Source organism: Bacteroides sp. M10 (assembly GCF_014334015.1).
GTDB lineage: Bacteria > Bacteroidota > Bacteroidia > Bacteroidales > Bacteroidaceae > Bacteroides > Bacteroides intestinigallinarum.
Genome location: NZ_CP060488.1, coordinates 6,274,047 through 6,297,085, shown reverse-complemented (window position 1 = coordinate 6,297,085; position 23,039 = coordinate 6,274,047). Strand labels below are relative to the sequence as shown.

At 43.5% G+C, this 23,039-nt stretch carries 11 protein-coding genes and 1 pseudogene; 10 read left to right on the top strand and 2 right to left on the bottom strand.

Going from position 1 to position 23,039, the window contains the following annotated elements; translation table 11 throughout:
* Positions 1-69: 69 nt before the first annotated feature.
* The 10 genes and pseudogenes from H8796_RS23435 to H8796_RS23390 all read left to right on the top strand — a co-directional run bounded on the left by H8796_RS23435 (position 70) and on the right by H8796_RS23390 (position 17,911).
* Complete coding sequence (locus H8796_RS23435; protein ID WP_004311738.1) at positions 70-1,896, top strand: GH32 C-terminal domain-containing protein; 1,827 nt, start codon at positions 70-72, stop codon at positions 1,894-1,896.
* Positions 1,897-1,997: 101 nt separating this feature from the next.
* On the top strand, positions 1,998-3,167 hold the full coding sequence (locus H8796_RS23430; protein ID WP_074637871.1) for an MFS transporter: 1,170 nt from the start codon (positions 1,998-2,000) through the stop codon (positions 3,165-3,167).
* Between the two features lie 35 nt (positions 3,168-3,202).
* Positions 3,203-4,090 (top strand): carbohydrate kinase, encoded by an 888-nt coding sequence (locus H8796_RS23425; RefSeq protein ID WP_117935893.1) that lies wholly within the window; start codon positions 3,203-3,205, stop codon positions 4,088-4,090.
* Between the two features lie 149 nt (positions 4,091-4,239).
* On the top strand, positions 4,240-5,358 hold the full coding sequence (locus H8796_RS23420; protein WP_117935891.1) for a toxin-antitoxin system YwqK family antitoxin: 1,119 nt from the start codon (positions 4,240-4,242) through the stop codon (positions 5,356-5,358).
* Positions 5,359-5,682: 324 nt separating this feature from the next.
* Positions 5,683-11,265, top strand: a pseudogene (locus H8796_RS23415) (carboxypeptidase-like regulatory domain-containing protein).
* Positions 11,266-11,269: 4 nt separating this feature from the next.
* Positions 11,270-14,140 carry a substrate-binding domain-containing protein gene (locus tag H8796_RS23410; protein ID WP_317127767.1) on the top strand — a complete coding sequence of 957 codons (2,871 nt, stop codon included), beginning with the start codon at positions 11,270-11,272 and terminating at the stop codon, positions 14,138-14,140.
* 196 nt (positions 14,141-14,336) lie between these two features.
* A complete protein-coding gene (locus H8796_RS23405; protein WP_117935890.1) occupies positions 14,337-14,675 on the top strand; it encodes an MGMT family protein in 339 nt (112 codons plus the stop codon).
* Between the two features lie 298 nt (positions 14,676-14,973).
* Entirely contained in the window at positions 14,974-16,200 is a 1,227-nt protein-coding gene (locus H8796_RS23400; protein ID WP_117935888.1) for a glycine betaine/L-proline ABC transporter ATP-binding protein, read from the top strand.
* The gene (locus H8796_RS23395; protein WP_117935886.1) at positions 16,197-17,021 is read left to right on the top strand and encodes a proline/glycine betaine ABC transporter permease; all 825 of its coding nucleotides are present in this window, start codon (positions 16,197-16,199) and stop codon (positions 17,019-17,021) included. Before H8796_RS23400 ends, H8796_RS23395 begins: the two co-directional genes overlap by 4 nt.
* Before the next feature lie 23 nt (positions 17,022-17,044).
* The gene (locus H8796_RS23390; protein WP_117936009.1) at positions 17,045-17,911 is read left to right on the top strand and encodes a glycine betaine ABC transporter substrate-binding protein; all 867 of its coding nucleotides are present in this window, start codon (positions 17,045-17,047) and stop codon (positions 17,909-17,911) included.
* Positions 17,912-18,024: 113 nt separating this feature from the next.
* On the opposite strand, the gene H8796_RS23385 is transcribed toward H8796_RS23390, so the two are convergent.
* Complete coding sequence (locus H8796_RS23385) at positions 18,025-19,227, bottom strand: LruC domain-containing protein (protein WP_117935884.1); 1,203 nt, start codon at positions 19,225-19,227, stop codon at positions 18,025-18,027.
* A gap of 248 nt (positions 19,228-19,475) precedes the next feature.
* Complete coding sequence (nifJ, locus tag H8796_RS23380) at positions 19,476-23,027, bottom strand: pyruvate:ferredoxin (flavodoxin) oxidoreductase (protein WP_117935882.1); 3,552 nt, start codon at positions 23,025-23,027, stop codon at positions 19,476-19,478.
* Positions 23,028-23,039 lie beyond the last annotated feature (12 nt).

Below are 23,039 nucleotides of genomic sequence, written 5' to 3'. Positions count from 1 at the left end.
ACGCCTATCTTTGCATGGTAACAAATAGAAGACAATGAATATTAATAATTAACTCTAATACCATCTGACATGAATGTATTATTCTCGTTTAAACAAGTACAGACCTTTTTGACAATTCTGGTTATGATGATTTTCTCATTTTCGGATGCTTCAGCCGATACTTCTTCTTTATTAATAAAAGATTTGGGTGAAGGACATTGCCTGGTACATATAAATACAAATCAACGCTATTTGCTTTTACCCGTAGAGGAGGTTATGCCTGATGTACGTGTCAGCATGATCGTTAATAATAAAGAGGTGAACGTTGCGGATGTTCGCCTGGCAGTGAACAGAGTGGACTATTTTGTTCCATTGGATCTTTCGGACTATGCAGGTAAAAACATATTATTGAAATTTAAATTAGGTTCGAATGATCCGATACGGGGTAAACTTTCCGCTGTTTGCTGCAAAGAAATGAAATTGTCCGACACGTTCGATACGGGCAATCGTGAAAAGTTCCGTCCTACTTATCACTTCTCACCTCTTTATGGATGGATGAACGATCCCAATGGGATGGTATATAAGGATGGTGAATATCACCTTTTCTACCAGCACAACCCTTATGGCTCCAAATGGGGCAATATGCATTGGGGACATGCAATTAGTAAAGACCTGATAAATTGGGAACATCGTCCCGATGCTATTACCCCTGATGCGCTTGGTACAATTTTCAGCGGTTCGGCCGTAGTAGATACTGATAATACTGCCGGATTCGGTGCGGGTGCTATTGTTGCAATTTATACGCAGAATAGTGACCGACAAGTACAAAGTATTGCGTATAGCACAGATAATGGACGTTCTTTTACAAAATATGAAAATAATCCGGTATTGACGTCTGATGCCCGTGATTTTCGCGATCCGAAAGTATTCTGGCATAAAGAGACTCAACGTTGGATTATGTTGTTGGCAGTAGGACAGGAAATGCAAATTTTCTCTTCCTCCAATCTGAAAGACTGGGCCTTTGAAAGTAGTTTCGGTGAAGGACAAGGTGCACATGGCGGTGTTTGGGAATGTCCTGATTTATTTGAACTTCCAGTAGACGGCACGAACGAAAAGAAATGGGTATTGCTTTGTAATTTGAATCCCGGAGGTCCTTTCGGAGGAAGTGCCACTCAATACTTTGTCGGAACGTTCAACGGAAAAGAATTTGTAAATGAATCACCCTCCAAAACCAAATGGATGGACTGGGGAAAAGACCATTACGCCACTGTAACTTGGAGTGATGCTCCCGACAACCGTCGCATCGCTATCGCATGGATGAGCAACTGGCAATATGCAAACGATGTTCCTACCTCTCAATACCGTAGCCCGAACTCTGTTCCTCGCGATTTGAGCCTGTTCACCGTAGATGGCGAAACTTATCTTCAGTCTGCTCCCTCTCCCGAACTGCTGAAACTGCGTGACATCTCCAAGAAACGCTCGTTCAAAGTGAACGGAACGCGTACCATCAAGGACATGATTGCCGGCAATGAGGGTGCATACGAAATAGAACTGACTATCGAAAATCAACATGCAGATGTAATCGGCTTCCGTCTCTACAATGACAAAGGCGAAGAAGTGGATATGCAATATGACATGAAAGAAAAGAAATTCTCGATGGACCGCCGCAAGAGCGGAGAGGTGGGTTTCAATGAGAACTTCCCAATGTTGACTTGGACGACCATTGAAAGTGGAAAAGACGAATTGAAACTCCGTCTGTTTGTCGACAAATCCAGTGTGGAAGCCTTTGGTGATGGCGGACGTTTTGTGATGACTAATCAGGTATTCCCGTCGGAACCTTACACTCATATCGACTTTTACAGTAAAGGAGGAGCGTATAAAGTAGATTCGTTTGTGATCTACAAGTTGAAGAAATAAGCTCATTCTCCTTACTCTATGCGCTCTTTCCTCGTTTCTTTGCCGTAGGGTTATGTGCTCCGCCCTATGGAAACAGAATTCATCATATAAAAGATAAAATAATGGAAAACAGTAAAAACTCTTCCCTCTCCAAACTAATCCCGGTGATGCTTTGCTTCTTCGCCATGGGATTCGTTGACCTGGTAGGCATTGCCTCCAATTACGTAAAGGCAGACCTTGGTCTGTCGGACTCACAGGCGAATATCTTTCCGTCACTGGTATTCTTCTGGTTCCTGATTTTCTCCGTACCCACCGGCATGCTGATGAGCCGCATTGGTCAGAAGAAAACCGTATTGCTTAGTTTGATTGTGACTTTCGCTTCTCTGTTGCTACCCGTTTTCGGCGACAGCTATATGCTGATGCTGATTTCCTTCTCCCTCCTAGGCATTGGAAATGCGTTGATGCAGACTTCTCTGAATCCGTTACTTTCCAATATCGTGCGTGGCGACCGCCTGGCAAGTAGTCTGACTTTCGGTCAGTTTGTGAAAGCCATTGCTTCTTTCCTGGCACCTTATATCGCCATGTGGGGAGCGACACAGGCCATTCCGACTTTCGATTTAGGCTGGCGCATCCTGTTCCCTATTTATATGATTGTAGCTGTCATCGCTATTCTTCTGCTCAATGTCACACAGATTGAAGAGGAAAAAGAAGATGGCAAACCGTCTACTTTCGGACAATGCATCGCCCTGCTTGGTAAACCGTTTATCCTGCTTTGTTTCATTGGTATCATGTGTCATGTCGGCATTGATGTAGGTACGAACACTACCGCCCCGAAGATTCTGATGGAGCGCATCGGCATGGGATTGGATGATGCTGCTTTTGCAACCAGTCTTTATTTTATTTTCCGTACGGCGGGCTGTTTTCTGGGTTCTTTCATTTTGCGTAAGATGTCTCCGAAATCTTTCTTCGGCATTAGTGTGGTGATGATGTTGATTGCCATGATCGGTTTGTTTATCTTCCATGAAAAGGCAATTATCTATGCTTGCATAGCCTTGATTGGTTTCGGCAACTCCAATGTATTTTCCGTTATCTTCTCGCAGGCATTGCTTTATCTGCCGGGTAAGAAAAACGAAGTTTCCGGCTTGATGATTATGGGACTTTTCGGCGGGACGGTGTTTCCGTTGGCAATGGGAGTGGCTTCGGATACTTCCATGGGACAGAATGGTGCTATCGCCGTAATGACGGTGGGCGTGCTTTATCTCTTGTATTATACGTTCCGTATCAGAAAATAATTTTATAACTTTGGAAACAATAAAACCCGTATATCATGAATAATATAATTGTAGGAATGGGCGAAGCACTTTGGGATGTGTTGCCCGAAGGAAAGAAAATCGGTGGTGCTCCGGCAAACTTTGCTTATCATGTATCACAGTTTGGTTTTGACAGTCGTGTAGTGAGTGCCGTAGGCAGGGATGAACTGGGAGAAGAAATTCTGAAAGTATTCAACGAGAAGAAGTTGAAGATGCAGATCGAACAAGTAGATTATCCTACCGGTACGGTGCAGGTGACGCTCGATGACGAGGGCGTGCCTTGTTACGAAATCAAAGAGGGCGTGGCGTGGGACAACATTCCCTTTACGGATGAGCTGAAACGTCTGGCCTTGAGCACACGTGCTGTTTGCTTCGGTTCGCTGGCTCAACGTAATGAAGTGAGCCGTGCCACTATCAACCGCTTTCTGGATACGATGCCCGATATAGATGGACAGCTCAAGATATTTGATATCAATCTCCGCCAGGATTTCTACTCTAAAGAGGTACTGCGTGAATCGTTCCACCGCTGCAACGTCCTGAAGATAAACGACGAAGAACTGGTGACTATCAGCCGTATGTTTGGTTATCCCGGCATCGACTTGCAGGATAAATGCTGGATTTTGTTGGCAAAATACAACCTGAAGATGTTGATTCTCACTTGCGGCATCAATGGCAGCTATGTGTTCACTCCGGGCGTTGTCTCTTTCCAGGAGACGCCCAAAGTACCGGTTGCCGACACAGTGGGCGCAGGCGATTCTTTTACGGCTGCTTTCTGTGCTTCCATTCTCAATGGAAAACCGGTGCCCGAAGCGCATAAACTGGCTGTCGAGGTTTCTGCTTATGTTTGCACACAGAGCGGTGCGATGCCCGAACTTCCGCAGGTTTTGAAAGATAGACTGATGTAATTTTTCTATAAATACAAAGGAGTAAAGGTATATCTCATAGTATGGGGTATACCTTTTTCATTTCTTCCCCTTTATTGTTGGATTTTTGTGCTAATTGTATACCTTTGTGCGATTCACACAAATAATAACTAAAAAGAGAATGTCACTTTATGAAACATGTTTCTATTTTACTCCGCTCAAGAAGCTGGAATGTACTTTTACTTCTATGCATGACCCTTCCTTTATTTGCACAAAAAGAGTATAAAATTGACCAGGTATCTGTCGTTAACGTAGGCGATGGCAGACTTTTGTACCGTGACCTGACAACGGAAAATCCACTGAACGATGAACACTGCATCATAGACGGTTACCACTCTGCCTATCTGTTGGCTTCTTTCAAAGATGGCTTTTACGATGGCAGCTATAAAGAATATCTGGATAATATTCTCATCACGGAGGGCACTTACAAGGAGGGACGGAAACAGGGGCTGTTCAAGATTTACTCTAAGTTTGATGGTAAATTGAAAGAAGAGAAGTCATATAAAGAAGGTAAACTGGACGGTACGAGCAAGACCTATTTTACTACCGGAAAGGTGGAGACGGAGAAAGGTTACCGGATGGGGAAAGAGCATGGCAAACATTTGTCCTACGAATCCGATGGAACCTTGCGGATGGATCATAACTACAAAGATGGTCGTCAGATAGGCAAGCAATATACTTTCATGAAAGGTACTCACGAACTCTACGAAACGATTTATTATAATGAAGACGGATTGAAAGAGGGTAAATTTTCCTCTATGTTTACCTTTGGAGCGCCTTACGTACTGGGTAGCTACAAGAATGGGCAGAAAGAAGGAGCATGGATGAAATTCGCCGAAACTGGTGACACGCTTACGATTGAAACTTATCAGAATGGAAAAGAAGACGGATTGCAAGTCTTGTTCAGCCCTACTAAGGGAACCCGGGAAAAAGAATATTACATGAAGAATGACCGCAAGGACGGATTATATCGAGAGTACAACCCGGCGAATGGTGAATTGAAATACGAAGCAACCTACCAGCAAGGCAGATTGAACGGAAAAGAGCGCCAGTTAGTAGTAAGTAACCGGTTCGACTATTGGGAGATAACTACGTATGTGAACGGACGTCCGAATGGTTCTTATGAGGCCCGTTATGTGAAGAACGATAAGCTGCGCGAATGTGGAGAATACAAAAACGGACATCGCGTCGGTCGTTGGAAACGCTATGACATTGACGGCAAACTGGAGAAAGAATGGGAAGAAAATTAAATGAGATACGAAACGTACAGGCATAAAAAAAGGAGCAACGCCTTGCTCCAACCTTTGTTAACCTTAAATCTAATACTATGAAAAACACATTGCAAAGATACGGACTTCTGTCAACTTTGCAAATAATCCAAATAAAAAGAGATGTTTTATAACATCAATTAAGTGTTTGTATTACCCTTTATACGTTTGTTAATGGTTCCCGCGTAAATATAGGGGACCATTTTTACTTTTTTTCAAGGGATAAGATTGCGAATAATCGAGTGATTTATAGCAAACTCACAGTTTTATTTTCTATTTTTGTTCTCAATCAATCTATCGAATACTATGAACACAATGCTATGCCAGCTAAAGAGCCTGTTGTTATTGGGAGTCCTGCTTTTTGCCAATGGAGCATTCGGACAACCGATGATCTGGGATGATACCTCTCCCGAAACGATCGTTTTCGAACTGACTAACAAAGAGGCTTTGAAACTTCTCAAAGGCAAACTCCGACAGAAACAATGGGATAAAATACAGCAGACTCCTTTTGCCCGTTTCACGGATGCTTGGAGCAACCCTCCGGTCAAAGGGCATTTTCTGCTGGCTGATGTAGAGCGGAACGAAGTTTATTACCGTTATGCTCCGGTGATTCCTTTTCATGTTTTCCTTTTCAAGGAGTATGGTGTACTCACCTTGCAGGTGGTTGATGCCGGGGGAACTATCAGGAAAGACGCCAAAGTGCGGGTAGGCAGCAAGGCTGTTTATTACGATGAAGACAGTCAGACGTATACTGACGATAACTGGTCGCAGAAAGAACAGCATATCCTGACGGTTGAAGTGGATAAGTTTCGTGCGGTATTCGATTTGAGGAAACACCTTGTACCACCCTGGTATAAAAATGATTATGGACGGCAAGATGCACCGGAGTTTTATAGTTACCTGATTACTGACAAGAATAAATACAGACCGGGCGAAACTGTCCGTTTCAAGTCTTATGCTCTCTCCGAACATAAACGTCCTCTGAAACAGGAACTTTCATTGTGGATGCGTGTCGGTTCTTCCTGGCGTGACTATAAGAAGATAATGTCCGTCGTCCCTTACCATCCGGGAGGCTTCGCCGGAGAATTCCTGTTGGCGGATTCATTGAACCTGAAGCTCGATCAGAGATATACTGTACAGCTTCGTGATAAGCGGGGACGCATCGTAGCCTCCACCAATTTCAAATATGAAGACTACGAACTGAACGGAAACAAGTTGTTGGTGAAGCTGGCTTCGAATGTGCAATATGCATCGCAGAGTAACCGCATGGATATCAGTGCAACGGATGCCAACGGACTTCCTTTGCGGGAGGTGAATGTAGAAGTGGCTGTCGGCAGACAGCAGGTACTGAAGTCGTATGCGCAGATACTTTCTTTGCCCGATACACTGATGTCCGTGCAGGCGGAACTGGATGCTTCCGGGAAAGCCTCGGTAGATATTCCTGCTCGGATATTCGGAGCTTCCGATTGCTTCTATACGGTGAATGTAGTTCTGCTTACGGCAGACAATAACCGTTTGGAGCAGCAGAGCAAAGCGACTTTCTACTATTCGTGCTATGATATGCAGTGCACCACGCAGGCGGATACCATTTGCTTTTCATTCTTCGACTTGGGAGTGGAACGTCCTGTGGCGGCCGAACTGACCTATGGTGAAAAGAAAGAAGTGAAGAAAGTGCGTTTGCCCTATCGCGAACCGTTCAATCAGGCGGTGACGGACTATCGTTTCAAAATACCGGAAACAGGATATGAAACGACGATTGCTTCCGCCGCACTTGACTCCAAACTGGAACTGAATGGCGGCATAGAAAAAGATTCGTTCTGTGTCTCTCTTTCCAATCCTTTGCAGCTGGAACTTTCCTGGTATGTGTATCAAGGTAACCGCCTGTTGCAGAAAGGTTCGGGAAAAGAGATGGAACACAAATCCGGAGAGATCGATCCCTCTTCCGTCTATTACGTAGAAGTATTTTATTTCATGGGGGATAAGGAATGTATGTTGAAACGCTCGTACACTTCACCCTCCGAACGGCTGGTGATTGAATCTGATTTGCCGGAACGAGTGTATCCCGGTCAGAAAGTGAAAACAAAACTGAATGTAACTAATATGCAAGGGCGTCCGGTATCCAACGTCGATCTGACAGCTTTTGCGGTCAACACGCAGCTGGATTATCACGTACCCGATTTACCCTATTACGGGAGTGCACCCCGTCCGCGCGAGCAACGTGCTTCCTACTCAATGAAGCAAAAAGAGTATCTACATACGGGCACATTGGATTATCAGCATTGGAACCAGTTGCTTCATTTGGATAAGTTGCCTTATTATCAGTTTGCTTATCCTTCGGGAAATCTGTTCCGTCAGACGGTTGATACACCGGATGGAACCACCCAGTTTGCTCCTTATGTGATGCTGAACGGGCGGGCGGTGAATATCTATGTGATTGAGCAGAACGATGTTCCCTGCTATTTTTCGTGGACGGAACAGCCTAAGCAGTATTCTTTTCCTGTATTGCATCCGTCGGGAAAGCAGAAGATAACGTTGCGAATGCACGACAGGGCTTTCATTATTGATTCTCTGGCTTTCGACCGAGGTAAGAAAACGATTTTGAGTTTCGATATGAATCAGTTGCCGCAAGGTGTGGAAGTAGTCTGGTTGCGGCAGAGGAAAGGGAAATATGATGAGTATAAGTTTACTTCGGAAGAGAAGAAGCGTTATGAACGGTATCTTTGCCGTCTTCCGGTGATAGATGGGGCGGTGTATACTTCGCTCGAACATAATGGAAAGCTGTTTCCGGTTTCACTTATGGAGCTGTCGCGCTACAAGAAAAAGATATTGGCAGGTCCTGTGGAGCCGGGACCTTGGAAATATATGAATGGTGTGTTGTATCGGCATGAGGGAGGTTTCTCTTATGAATTCGAGGGCAATGTGGTTTATAAATATAAGGATGAGGAACTGTGCCCGGCTTATCTGAATTTTTCGTCTGTGGCAAAGATTCCGACTTTGAATGATTACCATTTATCACCGGAAAGATTCCGTAGTCTGGTGGCCGAACTTCGCAAGGGAAAGAGTTGGCATCCCACCCGGATTTATTTCTCCCTGCCGGATAAGACGTTGAATTTCCGGCTTCCGGAAGAAAAAGATTCTACCGGAGTGGCTAACTTGCTCTTTAAAGACTGCACTACCGGAGAATTGGTTTATCCGGATACCTTGGTGCAAATGAATAGAATATATTCCAAGTTTTCTGCCGGAACGTATGATGCGATTTTGCTTTATAACAATGGAAAGTATCTGAAACAGGATGCTCTGACGATACAATCATATACCTATCTGGATGTAGATATGGAGTCTCTGCCTCTACACGAACGCGATTCGTTGTCAGCAGGGTGGCTCTTGCTGGGAAGAGGAATTGGCAGGATCGGTACAAACTTTCCTGGTCACAGGGAAATGAGGATCAGGCAGTATGTACGCAATTATGGCGGTAAAGTCTCCGGTTATGTGACGGATGCTACCGGAGAGCCTTTAATCGGGTGCAGCGTGGTGGTGAAAGGAACGACGGAGGGAACGATCACCGACATGGACGGATATTTCGAAATGGATTGTGACAGGGGAGGGGATCAGCTCTTGTTTAGCTATGTCGGCTTTAAACAGCAGGAGATGAGAGCAACTCCCGGAGCCAATCTGTTGGTTACTTTGGAAGAAGATAGTCAGGCGCTGGAGGAAGTGGTCGTTGTTGGATACGGCATGCGTTCAAGATCTTCGTTGACGGGGTCTGTTGCCGGATTAATGGTAGGTTCTTCTTCTGCTGCTGCAACCGCACCTTTGGAGAAACTGGAAGAGCAAGATCAGAAAGCGAAAGAAGAAGCGGATAACGAACAGTTGTATAATGAACTGATGCAATTGAATGGCTTACGTAGGAATTTTTCGGATGTGGCTTTCTGGCAGCCTCGTTTGTTTACGGATAAAACCGGAACGGTGCAGTTTGAAACAACTTTCCCCGATAATGTGACGAAATGGGAAACTGTCGTTTATGGCATGAACCGTCGTTTGCAGACGGGTACTTTCCGACGTTCCGTCCGTTCTTACAAACCGTTGATGGCGGAGTTGAAAACTCCCCGCTTCCTGGTGGAGGGGGATCAGAGTACGGTGGTCGGGACTATCCGCAATTATCTGGATGGGCAGCACATAGCTGGAAAAACACTGTTCTGCGTCGGAACGGATACGTTGAAACGGCAGGAAGTGAGTTTCATGGAGGGATTTCATGAAACAGTGCCGATGTAGGCAGTTCATGCCGATAGCGTGACCATCAGCTATCTTTTCACTCGCGACGATGGCTATCAGGATGGAGAGGAATATACGATTCCGATACTGCCACAGGGAACTGAATTGGCAGAGGGCACATTGGGTATTTTGTCCGATGCAAAGACGGTCAAAGTGCAATCCGGTGAGGATGAAGAAGTGATGGTGAGTATCACTGACAATCAGTTGGACATCTATAAAGAATCGGTGAATTACTTGACAGGATACAAATATTTGTGCAATGAGCAGCTGGCATCCAAGTTAATCGGTTTGCTGGCTTACCAACAGTATATGCAGAGTAAGGGTGAAAAGGTGAAAGTAGATAAAGCAATTCGACCTATCATCCATCGACTGACGAATCATCAGAACAAACATCAGTTATGGTCGTGGTGGGGGAACTCTGAAAATACTTCTTTCTGGATGTCTGCGCATATTCTGCGGGCTTTGAAGATGGCGCAAGATGCAGGTTATCCTGTGGAGTTGAATCTGAATGGTTTGAAAGTGGAGTATGCTCATACGCGTCCTTATCGAGGAATGAAACTGGAAGATATAGAAATACTTCATGCTCTGCATGAGTGGAAAGTAGAGGCGGATTATTCTTCGGCAGTCAGATTATTGGAACCTTTCGTCCGGCAATTGGAACAGAAAGAAGACTCGTTGGCAAATAGAAACAAGTATTATCGTCCTCTTTCATACTTGAAAGAGAAGCTGCTTCTCTGGGAAATCAAGCAACAGGTGGATTCGGTGAATGTGAGTGATAGCGTACGTCCTTATCTGAAAAAGGATATGCTGGGAGGTGTTTACTGTGACGACGGACGGCGTACTTATTATTGGGAGGGAAATCAGATGATAAATACATTGATAGCCTACCGGATTATTAAAAATGACCCTTCCCTGTGTAAGTTGAAAGAAAATATGCAATTGTATATTTTGCGGACTAAGGAGCGCGGATGGAATACGTATCAGGCTTCTTCGGCTGTGGCAACTGTTCTGACCGATTTGCTGGCAGGTTCCGGAGGGATGTCAGGAACATTGGTGTCTGTGAGCGGTAAGGATCATCAACGAATTACGGAATTTCCTTATCATGCCCGGCTGACAGCAGGCGACAGTCTGCTTATTTCAAAAACGGGAAAAGAGCCTTTATTGTATAGCGTCTATTCAATGAAGCGTGTGATGAATGCTCGTCAGAGTGATGCTTTCAAGGTGGAGGCGACTTTGGAAAAAGACTCTTTGGTGGCGGGTGTACCTGTTACATTGACAGTTACCTTGCAGGTGAAACAGGAGGGTGCGCAATATGTGATGCTTGAAGTTCCTGTTCCGGCAGGTTGTAGTTATGCCTCAAAACCTGTTAATTTCTCCCGTTCTGAAGTGTATCGTGAGTATTTTAAAGAGAAAACTGTTATCTTTAGCGAAAAATTACCGGTAGGTACTTATCAGTTTACGGTTCCTTTGCTTCCACGCTTTACTGGAAAATACACGCTGAACCCTGTGAAAGTCGAACTGATGTATTTCCCGGTGGTGAATGCAAATAATGCGGGGAGAGAAATTTGGATTACAGAAAGAAATACAAAAGATATACGAAAGAAAGAGAATGATTGAAGCGATGAAATATACGAAGTGGATAACAGTCTTGTTTTGTCTTTTGGGCTTGGCGGCCTGTCGTCAGGATGCGCCTCGTTTCCGTATTGGGGTGGCCCAATGTAGCGATGACTCTTGGCGGCACAAGATGAATGATGAGATTCTTCGCGAAGCGATGTTTTATGATGGAGTGTCGGTTGAAATCCGTTCGGCGGCGGATGATAACCGTAAGCAGGCGGAAGATGTTCATTATTTTATAGATAAAGGAGTTGATTTACTGATAATTTCCGCCAATGAAGCGGCTCCCATGACTCCAATTGTGGAGGAGGCCTATCAGAAAGGAATACCCGTCATTCTTGTAGACCGGAAGATACTTTCTGATAAATATACTGCCTATATTGGTGCCGATAATTATGAAATAGGTCGTGCGGTAGGAAATTATATCGCATCAAGTCTGAAAGGGAAAGGGAATGTAGTGGAGCTTACCGGACTGGGTGGTTCCACCCCTGCTATGGAGCGCCATCAGGGATTTATGGCCGCTATCAGCAATTATCCGGATATCAAACTGATTGATAAAGCGGATGCTGCCTGGGAACGTGAACCGGCAGAAGTGGAAATGGATAGTATGCTTCGCCGTCATCCAAAGATTGATGCGGTGTATGCACATAACGACCGTATCGCTCCGGGAGCCTATCAGGCTGCGAAGAAAGCCGGACGTGAAAAGGAAATGATTTTTGTTGGCATTGATGCCCTGCCCGGCAAAGGAAACGGACTTGAATTGGTGCTTGACAATGTGCTGGATGCAACTTTTATTTATCCGACTAATGGGGACAAAGTGATGCAACTGGCCATGAATATTCTTGAGAAGAAGTCTTATCCTCGCGAAACGGTCATGAATACTGCCGTTGTAGACCGCACGAACGCGCACGTCATGCAACTTCAGACTACTCATATCTCGGAACTGGATCAGAAGATTGAAACATTGAACGGACGTATCGGTGGATATCTGTCGCGTGTAGCTACGCAGCAGGTCGTGATGTATGGCGGCTTGGTTATTCTTTTATTAGTAGCGGGATTGTTGTTGGTAGTCTATAAATCCCTCCGTTCCAAGAATCGCCTGAATAAAGAGTTGTCCGAACAGAAGAAACAAGTAGAGCAACAGCGCGATAAACTCGAAGAGCAACGGGATATTCTTGAAGAACAGCGTGACAAACTCGAAGAACAGCGGGATCAGCTTATCCAGCTTTCTCATCAACTGGAAGAAGCGACTCATGCCAAGCTGGTTTTCTTTACAAATATATCTCACGATTTTCGTACTCCACTGACATTAGTTGCCGACCCGGTAGAGCATTTACTGGCTGATTCGTCTTTGAGTGAAGACCAGCGCCGAATGTTATTGTTAGTTCAGCGAAACGTGAATATCCTCTTGCGTCTTGTCAATCAGATTCTGGATTTTCGTAAATACGAGAATGGAAAAATGGAATATACTCCTATTTCGTTAGACATTCTTTCTTCTTTTGAGGGATGGAATGAGTCTTTCATGGCAGCAGCCCGGAAGAAACATATTCATTTCTCATTCGATTATATGCCGGATACGGATTACTGCACATTGGCAGATGTAGAAAAGTTGGAACGCATCTATTTCAACCTCCTTTCCAACGCTTTCAAATTTACTCCGGAAAACGGAAAAGTAACTGTACGCTTGTCTTCCCTGACTAAAGACGATCATTGCTGGATTCGCTTTACCGTTGCCAATACCGGTTCAATGATTTCTGCGGAGCATATCCGGAATATTTTCGACCGTTTCTATAAGATAGATATGCACCATGCCGGTTCGGGTATTGGACTGGCATTGGTAAAGGCTTTTGTGGAATTGCATAAAGGTACCATCACGGTGGAAAGTGATGAAAAGCAAGGAACTATCTTTACCGTTGATTTGCCTGTACAGACTTGCGAGACTGTTGTTTCAGAAAACTCTCCGGCATTCTCTGTGCCTGCTACTTCTGTAACCTCCACCGATGCTGTAACCTCTGTCGTTGCTGGGGCTCCCGTAACTCCTGCAACTTCCGGTTATTCCGGTTCTTCGAGCTTGAATGATGCTTTAACTTACGAAGAAGAGGAATTGGAAAAAAGTTACGACTCTTCCAAACCTTGCGTTCTGATTATTGATGATAACGCTGATATTCGCTTATATGTGCATGGATTGCTTCATACTGATTATACTGTTATAGAAGCTGCAGACGGCTCGGAAGGTATTCGTAAAGCTATGAAATATGTCCCGGACTTGATTATCTCCGACGTAATGATGCCCGGAATAGATGGAATTGAATGTTGCCGTCGCTTGAAAAGCGAATTGCAAACGTGTCATATCCCTGTCATTCTGCTGACAGCCTGTTCTCTGGACGAACAACGGATTCAAGGATATGATGGTGGGGCAGACTCCTATATATCCAAACCTTTCAGTTCGCAATTACTGGTGGCACGTGTCCGCAACCTGATAGACTCACATCGTCGTCTGAAACAATTCTTTGGTGACGGGCAGACATTGGCCAAAGAAGATGTCTGTGATATGGACAAAGACTTTGTAGAGAAATTTAAGGCTTTGATTGAGGCTAAGATGGGAGACTCTAATCTGAATGTGGAAGACTTGGGCAAAGATATGGGATTAAGCCGTGTGCAACTCTATCGTAAAATCAAATCCCTGACTAATTATTCTCCGAATGAGTTACTCCGTATCGCTCGTTTGAAAAAAGCAGCTTCTCTGCTTGCTTCCTCGGATATGACAGTGGCGGAGATTGGTTATGAGGTTGGGTTCAGTTCTCCCTCTTATTTTACCAAATGCTATCGGGAACAGTTTGGAGAAAGTCCGACAGATTTGTTGAAGCGGAAAGGATAGCATTTATTTCTTTGATTGAGATATAGGAAATTAAGTGTATGTATTATGTTTTAGGAGTGAATTGCGCAAACCTGAAGTACAGACATATAGAAGAAAACGGCTAAGGTTGGGGCATTTATGGCTGTAAAGGCCGATATTATTTGCAGATTCTTTTCTTTTTATTTAGTTTTGGGAGTGAATAAATAAAGTCCAGGTGATGAAAGATTATAAAGTAGACAAGGCGAGCCTTTCCGCATCCTTTTGTCAAGAGGTATACCAGGTTGTCCGGGAAATTCCGGTAGGTAATGTTTCTACCTATGGAGGAATTGCCGCATTATTGGGAATGCCTCAATGTTCCCGTATGGTGGGGCGTGCTTTGAAGCAGATTCCGGATGATTTATCTGCACCCTGTCACCGGGTTGTCAATGCGTCGGGACGCCTTGTACCGGGTTGGACAGAGCAAAAGCAGCTCTTGCTGGAAGAGGGAGTTTCTTTCAAGCAAAATGGATGTGTAGACCTGAAAAAGCATCTTTGGAATTACTCCACTTCTGAATAAAATTTGCATGTTTAATCTATTTTCCTTACCTTTGTGCCAACAATATGCAAGAACAGGCTGTTATTTATTTATGAAAATACTGTTTTCTACTGTTCATTGAGAGGATAATCTTATCAAATTCTATTCCTTTTAAATTACTCAGTCTGTTTTTTTAATCATTTAAAAAACTCATTGGATCGTCATGTTACCATGTAGCAGGACTGAACCATGCGGACATTCAACTTGTTTATGTAAATGAGAATGAGGAACGCAGCAGTTGAAAACAAAACAAATATTATAATCTAAACCAATATATTATATGAGTAAAATAGAAATAAAGGATTTGTACCTTATCTTTGGTCACGAGAAGCAGAAAGCACTCAAGATGCTGAAAAAAGATAAGACTAAAGCGGAAATACTGAAAGATACCGGTTGTACGGTAGGAGTGAAAGATGCTAATCTTTCAATAAACGAAGGAGAGTTTTTTGTGATAATGGGGCTCTCGGGAAGTGGAAAATCGACATTACTGCGTTGTATCAATCGCCTGATACGTCCTACTGCCGGACAAGTACTTGTAAACGGGGTCGATATATCTAAAATATCCGAAAAAGAATTATTGCAGGTTCGTCGTAAAGAGTTGGCAATGGTTTTCCAGAATTTCGGTTTGTTGCCTCACCGTTCTGTGTTGAGTAATATTGCGTTCGGCCTTGAACTTCAGGGAGTGAAGAAAGAAGAGCGTGAAAAGAAAGCCATGGAAAGTATGAAGCTTGTCGGGCTGAAAGGATATGAGAATCAGATGGTAGGTGAACTTTCCGGTGGAATGCAACAGCGTGTCGGACTGGCACGTGCTCTGGCCAATAATCCCGAAGTACTTTTAATGGATGAGGCTTTCTCTGCGCTCGATCCTCTGATTCGCGTACAGATGCAGGATGAACTATTGGCCTTGCAATCAAAGATGAAAAAGACGATTGTCTTTATTACTCACGATTTGAGTGAAGCGATTAAACTAGGTGACCGTATTGCGATTATGAAAGACGGAGAAGTGGTGCAGGTAGGTACTTCGGAGGAAATCCTGACTGAACCGGCTAACGATTATGTAGCCCGTTTTGTTGAAAACGTGGACAGGAGTAAAATTATTACCGCCTCTTCTTTAATGATTGACAAACCGTTGGTAGCCCGTCTGAAGAAAGAAGGTCCCGAAGTTTTGATTCGTAAGATGCGTGCGAAGAATATAACCGTATTACCTGTAATAGATGCCGACGATAAACTGGTCGGAGAAGTACATTTGAACGATTTGCTTAAACTGCGTAGCAAACAGGAAAAATCCATTGAAGCGGTTGTGCGTAAAGAAGTACATTCAGTGTTGTGTGATACAGTGCTCGAGGATATACTTCCTTTAATGACAAAGAGTAATTCACCGGTATGGGTGATAGATGAAACACACGAGTTTTTGGGAACAATTCCACTTTCATCCTTAATCATAGAAGTGACCGGGAAAGATAAAGAAGAAATAAATGAAATAATTCAAAACGCAATAGACTTATGATAAATATAGGACAATATATAGAAATCGCCATCAATTGGATGATGGTACATTTTTCCACATTCTTTGATGCCGTGAATGCAGGCATCGGTAGTTTCATTACAGGTTTCCAACACATTCTTTTCGGAATTCCATTTTACTTGACGATCTTGGTGCTTGCCGCAATTGCATGGGTAAAGGCAGGACGGGGTATTTCCATTTTTACCGTATTAGGATTATTGCTGATTTATGGAATGGGATTTTGGGAGGCAACCATGCAAACTCTGGCTCTCGTTTTATCATCCACCTGTCTGGCTCTGATTTTTGGAGTACCTTTAGGAATATGGACAGCAAACAGTCCACGTGCAGATAAAATACTTCGTCCTATTCTCGATTTGATGCAGACAATGCCAGCCTTTGTCTATCTGATTCCTGCTGTTCTGTTCTTCGGATTGGGAACAGTGCCCGGAGTTTTTGCGACAATCATATTTGCCATGCCTCCTGTGGTCCGCCTTACCGGGTTGGGAATCCGGCAGGTTCCTAAAAATGTAGTGGAAGCTTCCCGCTCATTCGGGGCTACCCGTTGGCAGTTACTCTATAAAGTACAGCTTCCTTTGGCACTGCCTACCATCCTGACCGGTGTAAACCAGACAATAATGATGTCACTTTCTATGGTTGTAATCGCTGCCATGATTGCTGCCGGTGGTCTGGGAGAAATTGTATTGAAAGGTATTACCCAGATGAAAATCGGACTTGGATTTGAAGGGGGTATAGCAGTTGTTATTTTGGCTATCATTTTAGACCGTATCACACAAGGAATGGCAGGACGAAAAAATAAGAACTAAAACGGAAAGGAATAAAAATGCATGTGAGAATATATAAAATAGTAGGAATAGTACTGTCGGCTATGCTTTTGCTGGCTTCCTGTGCTCATTCAGACTTAGAGAAAAAGAAAATAAAAATAGCCTATGCCAATTGGCTGGAAGGTATTGCCATGAGTCATTTGGCTAAGGTGGTATTGGAAGAACATGGATATGAGGTTGAACTGCAAAATGCGGATCTTGCCCCTATTTTTGTATCCATGGCTAGGAAAAAGTCGGATGTCTTTCTGGATGCCTGGCTGCCGATAACGATGAAAGATTATATGGACCAATATGGGGATAGCATCGAATTCCTGGGTGAAGTATATGAAGAAGCTCGCATCGGGCTGGTCGTACCTGAATATGTTACGATTCAGTCTATCAGTGAACTCGCAGATCATAAAGACCGTTTCTCTTCCGAAATAGTGGGAATTGATGCCGGGGCAGGAATTATGAAGACTACGGATAAGGCCATTACTGCTTATGGGCTTGACGGATATACCCTCATGACTTCAAGTAGTTCAACGATGTTGGCATCTTTGAAAAAAGCGATGGATAAAGGAGAATGGGTTGTCATTACAGGTTGGACACCACATTGGATGTTCGATCAGTTTGACTTGAAATTCCTGGATGATCCGAAGAAAGTATATGGAGATCTGGAAGAAATACATGCCATTGCCTGGAAAGGTTTCAGTGAAAAAGACCCGTTTGCCGCTGAGTTTTTTGGTAATATCAAATTAACGACAGAAGAACTTAGCTCTTTTATGACAGCTATGAAGGATGCCCGGATGGATGAAGAAGAAATAGCCCGTAAATGGAGGGATGAACACCGGCAACTGGTTGATAGCTGGATTCCTAAGTCAGCAAATAAATAACTTGAATAGGATTGAAATAAGAATGTTTTTTATCTCAATTTACAAATTATAAGTAAGGCTGCCTCATCTTCTATTTTGAGGCAGCCTTACTTATAAATAGGATTCTTTGAATTTTATTTCATTTGAAAGATGTATTCGCTGTTTTGGTTCTTGTACCATTCATTTGCATTCATATCACCTTCTACCCATTTGGCAAAGTTGGGATATGCATCAAGGAAATTACTCTTTTCATAAGCATGTCCGATAATGCTCGGTACATTGATTCCCCAAACAAGATTAGTACCGGCTTGTTTGTAGTAGTTAGTATTACCATAATCTTTTCCGCTGGCAAATGCTGGACCATATCCTAGCATGTGAATTTCTTTTGTGCGGTTTTTGTCAGCCAGGAATATATCGAACTTATCTGCATAAATAAATGCAATATCTGCCTTTCCTTCCTCGAATGTAAGAGTGATATCAAATTTATCTCCAGGAATATACTGACTTCCTTTTTCTGTATTGAGGAATTCCTGACCTTTTTTGTTTTCAGCACCATTAAATGCCAATACTATTTTACCTGTATTGTCATCATTGACCTTACCATCAGCAAATCTATCGACATTAAGATTAGACATTCCTTTTTTGTTAACCTCCATTGATTTCACAGTTGAATTCTCAAAAGATTGAATTCTTAAATGTGGAATATAGCTGTAACTGGCTCCGATAGCGTGAATAGCCATATAGAATTGAATGCTTTTAATAAATGTTGTTCCCGGATAAGTCTGAATTTCTACCATATAAGAGGCTACGAAATCATTAAAATCATAATCACCGATTTGAGGATAATTATCTTCAAACATTACTGTTCCCCAACTTCCGTTTGGATAGAAGATTGTGGTACCATGATCTTCAAAATCTTCTCCAGCTCTTGTAGCTGCTCTGGTAGTACGACTAGTAGATAGACTACATTCAAATGAACCGTCTTCATTCAATGTTACAGGGTAAACCTGACTTTCTCCGTCAACCTTTAAATATAGCTTTTGGCTGTTTTTGATAACTGATAAAGGTAATTGGAGGTTGTTGCCAGAGATAACAGAAGTATGAGTGAGTATCACTTTACATGCTTCATCTTGATAGATGGATACATTGACAGGCTGATCTGCATCTACCTTGCATGCAGCATTCCGTGTTGTCAACCAGTCGAAATCATCTCCAATCTTTAGGTTTTCGATTTTAACCTCTGTCTTATCTTGACTGGGGTCATACAAGTTCTTCTCACATGAAGTTAATCCGGCGGCAACCGCGATAACTGCTACAATGGCTGTTTTTAGTTTCATATTTTAGAGCGTTTGTTTTATTCTGCTGCAAAGGTCGTGAATCTAGTTAATATTTACAAGTAAACTTGAATCTATTTTCATCGATTAATAGTTAAAATGCTCATATCTCATTAGAAAATAGAATTTTAACTATATACGAAGAATCAAGTGAAAAGTTGTATATGTTTAATAGGGCTCATAAACAAGGAAATAAAAAAAGCGGTAATCCTTGTGGGGTTACCGCTTTATATTATAGGGTATAATTGCTATTATTCAGCACCCCAGTTTTCTCTAGCCAAACGTTTGTAGCTGTTGTAACGCCATTTTGCGTTTTCTTCAGCAGCTTTGAACAGTTCTTCAGCTTCAGTAGGATATTGTTTCATTACAGAAGCGTAACGAACTTCACCCTTTAAGAAACCTTGGAATTCTTCCCAGTTCGGTTCTTTGCTGTCCAATTGGAATGGGTTCTTACCCTCTTCTTCCAAAGCAGGGTTGTAACGCCACAAGTGCCAGTAACCACACTTAACAGCCTTTTCTTCTTCTTCCTGGCTCTTACCCATACCTGCTTTCAGACCGTGGTTGATACACGGAGCGTAAGCGATAATCAAAGATGGTCCAGGATATGCTTCAGCTTCACGGATAGCTTTCAGAGTTTGAGCTTGGTCAGCACCCATAGCGATCTGTGCAACATATACATAACCGTAAGTAGTAGCCATCAGACCGAGGTCTTTCTTACGTACGCGCTTACCAGCAGCAGCGAACTTAGCGATAGCACCTACCGGAGTAGCCTTAGAAGACTGACCACCTGTGTTAGAGTAAACTTCAGTATCCAGAACGAGGATGTTAACGTCCTTACCAGAAGCGATTACATGGTCAAGACCACCGTAACCGATATCATAAGAAGCACCGTCACCACCAATGATCCACTGGCTGCGTTTTACAAGATATTGAGTCAGGCCTTTCAGCTCTTTGCTAACAGGACATCCGGCAGCGATACCTTGTTCGATGATAGCTTCGATTTGAGGAGCCAATTCTTTTGTCTTGTCAGCATCATGCATGTTTTCAATCCATGCCTTCAATACTTCTTTAGCTTCAGCAGGAGCGTTGTCGCCTTCCAAAATCTGGTTGAATAACTTCACGATACGGGCACGCATCTTTTCGTTAGCCAATTCCATACCCAGACCGAATTCACAGAAGTCTTCGAACAGTGAGTTAGCCCAAGCAGGACCGTGACCGTTTTCGTTTGTAGTATACGGAGTAGAAGGAACTGAACCAGAGTAGATAGAAGAACATCCGGTAGCGTTAGCAACCATTTCGCGGTCACCGAACAATTGAGAAATCAATTTCACATACGGAGTTTCACCACAACCAGAGCAAGCACCAGAGAACTCAAACAATGGAGTAGCGAACTGTGAGTTCTTCACGTTAGACTTGATATCAACAAGATGTTGTTTAGTCTTCACGTTTTCAGCACAGTAAGTCCAGTTGTCAGCTTCAGCCAATTGGCTTTCGAGGTGTTTCATTGTCAATGCTTTGCCACCTTTCTTCGGATTACCCGGACAGATGTCAGCACAGTTACCGCAACCCAGACAGTCGAGAACGTCAACCTGGATACGGAATGTCATACCGTCGAATACTTTACCTACTGCTTTCAATTGTTCGAACTTAGCACCCTTCTGCTCTTCAGCATCGAGTACGAACGGACGGATAGAAGCGTGAGGACAAACGTATGCACACTTGTTACACTGGATACAGTTTTCCGGATTCCATTCAGGAACGAATGCAGCAACACCACGTTTTTCGTATTTAGCAGTACCTTGATACCAAGTACCGTCTTCGATACCCTTGAATGCAGATACAGGCAACAAGTCACCATCTTGTGCATTGATCGGACGAACTACTTCGTTGATGAATGCAGGATCGTTGTTTTCAGCTTTAGCGTCATCCGGTAGGTTAGCCCAAGCAGGATCAACAGCCAAAGTCTTGTATTCACCACCACGGTCAACGGCAGCATAGTTCTTGTTGACAACGTCTTCACCCTTCTTACCGTAAGACTTAACGATGAATTTCTTCATCTGCTCAACAGCTTGTTCTACAGGAATAACGCCTGTGATACGGAAGAATGCAGATTGAAGGATAGTGTTGGTACGGTTACCCAAACCAATTTCCAATGCAATCTGTGTTGCGTTGATATAGTATACAGAAATGTTGTTCTGTGCGAAATATTTCTTAACCTTGTTAGGCAGGTTCTTAGCCAGTTCTTCACCTTCCCAGATTGTGTTCAGCAAGAAAGAACCGTTCTTACGCAAACCACGAGTTACGTCGTACATGTGCAGGTAAGCCTGAACGTGACAAGCAACGAAGTTTGGTGTATTTACCAAATAAGTGGAACGGATCGGATTATCACCGAAACGCAAGTGAGAACAAGTGAAACCACCAGATTTCTTAGAGTCGTAAGAGAAGTAAGCCTGGCAGTGTTTATCAGTGTTGTCACCGATAATCTTTACAGAGTTCTTGTTAGCACCTACAGTACCGTCAGCACCCAAACCGTAGAATTTAGCTTCGAACATACCTTCACCGCCTAAAGCGATTTCTTCTTTTTGAGGAAGAGAAGTGAAAGTAACGTCGTCTACGATACCGATAGTGAAGTGGTTCTTCGGCATTGGCATAGCCAAGTTTTCGAATACTGAAAGGATTTGAGCAGGAGTAGTATCTTTAGAACCCAAACCGTAGCGACCGCCAACGATAACCGGAGCATTTTCTGCACCGTAGAAGCAGTCTTTAACGTCAAGATAAAGAGGTTCACCGTTAGCACCCGGTTCTTTAGTACGGTCAAGAACTGCGATAGTCTTGGCAGTCTTAGGTACAGCAGCCAGGAAGTGTTTAGCAGAGAACGGGCGATACAGGTGTACGGCAACCATACCCACTTTTTCGCCGTTTGCTACCAAGTAGTCGATAGCTTCGCGGGCAGCTTCTGTTACAGAACCCATAGCGATAATTACGCGTTCTGCATCTTCTGCGCCATAGTAATCGAACAAACCGTATTTACGACCTGTGATCTTAGAAATTTCATTCATGTATTCTTCTACGATAGCAGGAACTGCTTCATAGTAGTTGTTGCATGATTCACGATGTTGGAAGAAATGGTCAGGGTTTTCAGCCATACCACGGGCAACCGGATTCATCGGATTCAGTGCGCGGGCACGGAATTCAGCCAAAGCTTCCTGGTCGATCAGCGGAGCAAGATCATCGTTTTCCAACATTTCAATCTTCTGGATTTCGTGAGATGTACGGAAACCATCGAAGAAGTTCATGAACGGAACGCGAGATTTGATGGTAGCCAAGTGAGCAACACCAGCCAAATCCATAACTTCCTGTACAGAGCCTTCAGCCAACATCGCAAAGCCAGTCTGACGAGCTGACATTACGTCCTGGTGGTCACCGAAGATACACAATGCGTGAGAAGCCAATGTACGAGCAGATACATGGAATACGCAAGGCAAGAACTCACCGGCAATTTTGTACATATTAGGGATCATCAGGAGCAGACCTTGAGAAGCAGTGTAAGTAGTAGTCAACGCACCAGCCTGAAGAGAACCGTGAACTGCACCGGCAGCACCACCTTCAGATTGCATTTCCTGTACCAATACTGTTTCGCCAAAGATGTTCTTACGTCCTGCGGCAGCCCATTCGTCTACGTACTCAGCCATAGTCGAAGAAGGAGTGATGGGGTAGATAGCTGCTACTTCAGAGAACATATACGAGATATGCGCTGCAGCCTGATTACCATCACAAGTGATGAATTTCTTCTGTTTAGTCATAACTAAATTAAA